The organism is Baekduia sp., assembly GCF_035996765.1.
Classification (GTDB): domain Bacteria; phylum Actinomycetota; class Thermoleophilia; order Solirubrobacterales; family Solirubrobacteraceae; genus Baekduia.
The window spans coordinates 1-5350 of record NZ_DASYJG010000003.1 but is presented as its reverse complement, the minus strand read 5'-3'; the positions used below and the strand labels follow the sequence as shown (position 1 = coordinate 5350).

5 protein-coding genes are annotated in these 5350 nt (G+C 69.8%); all 5 read left to right on the top strand.

The window, feature by feature from the left end:
• Positions 1 to 984, top strand: a 984-nt coding sequence (gene trpD / locus VGO10_RS00685) for an anthranilate phosphoribosyltransferase (RefSeq protein WP_327464155.1), incomplete at its 5' end; no start/stop codon positions are given.
• Positions 981 to 1787 carry an indole-3-glycerol phosphate synthase TrpC gene (gene trpC, locus VGO10_RS00680; protein ID WP_327464154.1) on the top strand — a complete coding sequence of 269 codons (807 nt, stop codon included), beginning with the start codon at positions 981 to 983 and terminating at the stop codon, positions 1785 to 1787. The genes trpD and trpC, both read left to right, overlap by 4 nt.
• 101 nt (positions 1788 to 1888) lie before the next feature.
• On the top strand, positions 1889 to 3124 hold the full coding sequence (locus VGO10_RS00675; RefSeq protein ID WP_327464153.1) for a S1C family serine protease: 1236 nt from the start codon (positions 1889 to 1891) through the stop codon (positions 3122 to 3124).
• 21 nt (positions 3125 to 3145) lie between these two features.
• Positions 3146 to 3895 (top strand): phosphoribosylanthranilate isomerase, encoded by a 750-nt coding sequence (locus tag VGO10_RS00670; protein ID WP_414642192.1) that lies wholly within the window; start codon positions 3146 to 3148, stop codon positions 3893 to 3895.
• Positions 3892 to 5064: a tryptophan synthase subunit beta gene (gene trpB / locus VGO10_RS00665; protein WP_327464151.1), complete on the top strand. Its 1173-nt coding sequence runs from the start codon at positions 3892 to 3894 to the stop codon at positions 5062 to 5064. The genes VGO10_RS00670 and trpB overlap by 4 nt, the downstream gene beginning before the upstream one ends.
• The last annotated feature ends 286 nt before the right edge of the window (positions 5065 to 5350 follow it).

Genomic DNA, 5350 nt, shown 5'->3' with positions numbered 1-5350 from the left:
CTGACGTCCGATCACGCGGCCACCGTGCTGGCCGAGATCATGGAGGGGCGCAGCAGCGAGGTTCAGACTGCGGCCTTCCTGATCGCGTTGCGGGCCAAGGGTGAGACGGTGCCTGAGCTGGTCGGCCTGGCTCGCACGATGCGCGCCCTCGCGACCCCGGTCACGACTGCTCGCACCGATCTCGTCGATACCGCAGGGACGGGGGGCGGCCCCTCCACCTTCAACGTTTCGACCACCGCCGCTCTGGTCGCGGCCGCGGCAGGATGCGCGGTCGCCAAGCACGGCAACCGCTCGAGCACGAGCAAGTGCGGCTCCGCCGACCTGCTCGAGGCGCTGGGGGTCAACATCGAGCTCGAGCCCGAGCAGGTCGCGCGCTGCATCGATGAGGTCGGCTTCGGCTTCATGTTCGCGCCTCGCCACCACAAGGCGATGGCCCACGTCGTGCCGGTGCGCAAGCAGCTCGGCGTGCGCACGATCTTCAACTTCCTCGGGCCGCTGACCAACCCGGCCGGCGCCCGCCGCCAGGTCGTCGGCGTCTCGGACCCCGCATACCTCGACGTGCTCGCCGGCGCGCTCGCCCGCCTGGGCTGCGACCGCGCGTTGGTAGTCTCCTCCGCGGATGGCCTGGACGAGATGAGCACGTCCGCCCCCACGCACGTCGTGGAGGTCAACGGCGACGAGTTGCGCCGGTACGACGTCGCCCCGGCCGACATGGGCCTGGCCGAGGCGTCGCCGAGCGCGATCTCGGGCGGCGATCCGGAGGCCAATGCGGCCACCACGCGCGCGGTGTTCGCCGGCGCCGAGGGGCCCGACACGGACCTCGTGCTGCTCAACTCGGGCGCGGCGATCTACGCTGCGGGGCGCACCGACGACCTGCGCTCGGGCGTGGAGCTCGCGCGGGAGACCATCGCGTCCGGCGCGGCCACCGCCGCGCTGCAGGAGTACGTCCGTATCAGCACCGAACTGGCCCCGATCTCATCATGAGCAACACCCTGGAGCGCATCGTCGACGTCACGCGTGACGAGGTCCGCCGCCGCCGCAAGGAGGTGCCGCTCGCACTGCTCGAGTCCCAGCTGGCGCCGCACCGCGAGGGCCGCCCGTTCTCCGAGGCGCTCGTGCGCCCCGGCGTGTCGATCATCGCCGAGCACAAGCGCCGTTCACCGTCGGCGGGGGAGATCCGCGCCGGCGCGACCGTCACGGAGATCGCCCAGGCCTACGAGCGCGGCGGGGCCGCGGCAGTCTCGATCCTGACCGAGGGCCCGCACTTCGGCGGTACGCTCGCCGATCTGGAGGAGGCCCGCGCGGCGACCGGCCTGCCGATCCTGCGCAAGGACTTCATGGTCGACGCCTACCAGGTCTATGAGGCCGCGGTGGCCGGCGCCGACGCGATCCTGCTGATCGTTGCGGCCCTTGAGCCCGAGGAGCTTGCGGCGCTGCACCACGAGGCGCTGGCGCTCGATCTCGACGTGCTCGTCGAGGTCCACGACGAGCCCGAGCTGAACATCGCGCTGGAGGTCGTCGACGCCGACGTCATCGGCATCAACAACCGCAACCTCACGGACTTCACCGTCGACGTCGAGCGCACCTACGAGCTGCTCAGCGATGTGCCAGCCGGCAAGACGGTGGTCTCGGAGTCCGGCTTCCACACCCGCGCGCAGATCGAAGAGCTCGAGCGTGTCGGCATCGACGCGGTGCTGATCGGCGAGACCCTGATGCGTGCGCCCGAGCCCGAGTTCGCGCTGCGCGACCTCGCCGGCCACGGCGCCAGCGCTGAGGACGCGCTGTAGCGACCGAGCCGCCGTCCGTCCAGGACCGCGTGCTGCTTTAGCAACATTTAGATCGACTTCAGGGTCGCTTCAGCGATTCCCGGGATCATCAGCCCCCAGCCATGAGCCAGCCCCCCTCCTCGAACTCGAAGACCATCGTCCTGCCGTTGCTGCTCGCCGCCTTGCTCGGCGGCGGGGTCGCCGCCGGCGTGACCGCGTTCATCGTCGACGACAGCGGTGGTGACACCCACACCACGACGGTCATCCGCCAGCCGGCCATCTCCTCCCAAGGCGCCAACAGCAAGCGCTCCAACGCCGCCGAGGGGCTCACCGCGGCCGACATCTACCAGCGCTACGCGCCCGGCGTCGCCTTCGTCCGCTCCGAGATCACCGAGCAGACGCAGAACCCGTTCGACCCGTTCGGCGGCACGCAGCGCAGCGAGTCCACCGGCTCGGGCTTCGTCATTGACGCCGGCGGCGACATCCTCACCAACAACCATGTGATCGACGGCGCCACGCCCGGCTCGATCACTGTCCAGCTCGCCGACAAGAAGACGGTCAAGGCGACGGTCGTCGGCAAGGACCCGTCGACCGATCTCGCGCTCCTCAAGGTCGACCCCGAGGGGCTGGCGCTCAAGCCGCTGCCGCTCGGCTCCTCCAAGGACGTCCACGTCGGCGACCCGACGATCGCGATCGGCAACCCCTTCGGGCTCGACCGCACGCTGACCACCGGTGTGGTCTCGGCGCTGCAACGCCAGATCCAGGCGCCCAACGGCTTCGCGATCAAGGACGTCATCCAGACCGACGCGGCGATCAACCCCGGCAACTCGGGCGGCCCGCTGATCGACTCCGCCGGGCGCGTCATCGGCATCAACTCACAGATCGAGACCGGCGGTGGCAGCGGCCAAGGCAACGTCGGCATCGGCTTCGCGGTCCCGATCGACACGGCCAAGTCGATCCTCGAGAACCTCAAGAAGGGCGAGACGGTCCAGCGCGCCTACCTCGGCATCACGTCGCTCACCGTCGACGGTCAGCTCGACGCCCTCAACCTGCCCGTCAACCACGGCGCGCTCGTGCAGACCGTGGAGCCCAACAGCCCGGCCGACATCGCGGGGCTGAAGGCGGGCGACCTGCAGGCGACGCTCTCGGGCAGCTCGAGCAACGACACCGTCGTCCTCGGCGGCGACATCATCACCAAGGTCGACGGCAAGGCGATCACGACCTCTGATCAGCTCTCGCAACTCGTCACGAACCACAAGCCCGGCGACAAGGTCAAGATCGAGATCGTCCGCAAGAAAGAGACCAAGACGTTGACCGTCACGCTGGGCAAGCGGCCGCCGGCGTTGCAGACCGGCTAGCGGCAACCTGCTCGCCCTAAGATGCAGGGCGTGGCCAACCGCGCACCTCGCATCAAGTTCTGCGGCATCACCAGCGTCGCCGACGCCGAGCTGGCGGTGGCCAACGGTGCCTGGGCGGTCGGGCTGATCCTGTGGCCGGAGTCCAAGCGCGCCTGCGATCCGGGTGAGGGGATCCGGATCAGCAACGCGGTGCGCCGCAAGGTCGAGGTCGCCGGCGTCTTCGTCAACCAGTCGCTGGATGAGATCGCGGCCCTGGTCGACATGCTGCAGCTCTCGATCGTGCAGTTGCACGGCGAGGAGGGGCCCGCCTTTGCGACCGAGGTGCGCCGGCGTACGGGCGCCAAGGTCATCAAGGCGCAGTCGATCCGGCTGGCCTCCGATGTGCTGAAGGTCCAGGCGTTTCACGCCATTGACTATCACTTGCTCGACACCTATCGCGAGGGCCAGCGCGGCGGGACGGGGGAGACGTTCGACTGGCGGATGCTTGATCGGCGCAGCACCGATGTGCCGCTGATCCTGTCGGGTGGTCTGACAGTGGAGAACGTCGCCGAGGGGATCGCCGCCGCCGAGCCGTTCGCAGTCGATGTGGCCAGCGGCACCGAGGCGTCGCCCGGCGTCAAGGACCCGATCAAGATGAAGGCCTTCGCCGACGCCGTGCGCGCCACGGCCGACGAGCCGGAGCCTGCGCCCAAGGTGCTGGCTTCCGAGGCGCCGAAGCCGCCCGCGGCCCCGGCGGGCCGCCGCAGTCCCGTCCGGCCCAGGTCGGTATGACGACCGGCTTAGAGATCCGCTTCGGCCCCTACGGCGGCCAGTACGTGCCCGAGACGCTGATGCCGGCGCTCGGCGACCTGCAGAAGGTCTGGCTCGACGCCTGGGCCGACCCGGCGTTCCGTGCCGAGCTCGAGCACCTGCAACGTGACTACGTCGGCCGTCCGTCGCCGCTGTACCTCGCGCCGCGGCTGTCGGAGTTCGCCGGGCGCGCGATCTACCTCAAGCGCGAGGACCTCAACCACACCGGTGCGCACAAGATCAACAACGCGCTCGGGCAAGCGCTGCTGGCCAAGCGGATGGGCAAGCCGCGCGTGGTCGCCGAGACCGGCGCGGGCTCGCACGGCACGGCAACCGCCACCGCCTGCGCGCTGCTGGACCTCGAGTGCGTGGTCTACATGGGCGAGGTCGACGTCGTCCGCCAGAAGCCCAACGTCGAGCGCATGCAGCTGCTTGGCGCGACGGTCGTGCCGGTCGCCGCGGGCTCGCGGACGCTCAAGGAGGCCACGAGCGAGGCGATCCGCGACTGGGTCTCCAACGTCGACACCACGCACTACGTGCTCGGCACCGTGGCGGGCCCGGCGCCGTACCCGGCGATCGTGCGCGAGTTGCAGCGGATCATCGGCGAGGAGGCGCGCGCGCAGCTTTTGGAGCGCGAGGGGCGGCTGCCTGATCGCGTGCTTGCGTGCGTCGGGGGCGGCTCCAACGCGATGGGGATCTTTGCGGCGTTCATCCCGGATGAGTCGGTTGCGCTGGTTGGCGTCGAGGCCGGGGGCGAGGGGCTGGACGGGCGCCACGGCGCGCCGCTGACCTCCGGCGCGCGAGCCGGTGTGCTGCACGGATCGTTCAGCGCGATCATGCAGGACGACGAGGGGCAGATTTTGGAGGCCCACTCGATCTCGGCGGGGCTCGATTACCCGGGCGTTGGTCCGGAGCATGCGTGGCTGCGGGATACGGGGCGGGCTTCTTACGTTGCGGTGACCGATGTGCAGGCCGTCGCGGCCTTCAAGGAGGTCACGCGGCTGGAGGGGATCATCCCGGCGCTGGAGACGTCGCATGCGCTGTGGTGGGCGCTGCATGAGCCTTCTGATTCGGAGCTCGATGTTGTGTGTCTCAGCGGTCGGGGGGACAAGGACCTGGCGCAGATCATCGAGGCGTACGGGGTCGAGTAAGTCGTCGGTCGTCCGCGGGGCGAGCCGTTTCGCGTTGCCCGACGTTTCGGAGCTCAGCGCGGATTGCAGTCGGGGTGCGTTGCGTGGTCCGTTGGCAGCGAAGGAGTGAGCGGGGTCAGGGGCGCGAGGCGCCCGGGGTCGTCCGCCAGCGCTCGGCAGGCGATTCGGGGCCGAATTGCCCGCCCATCAAGGTCCGGGTCGTTCTGACCCCCAATATCGGGGTCAGAACGCCCCGGATCAGCAATTCGGCAGCGAACAATAGATCCGGGTCGTCTGGTGCCCCTCA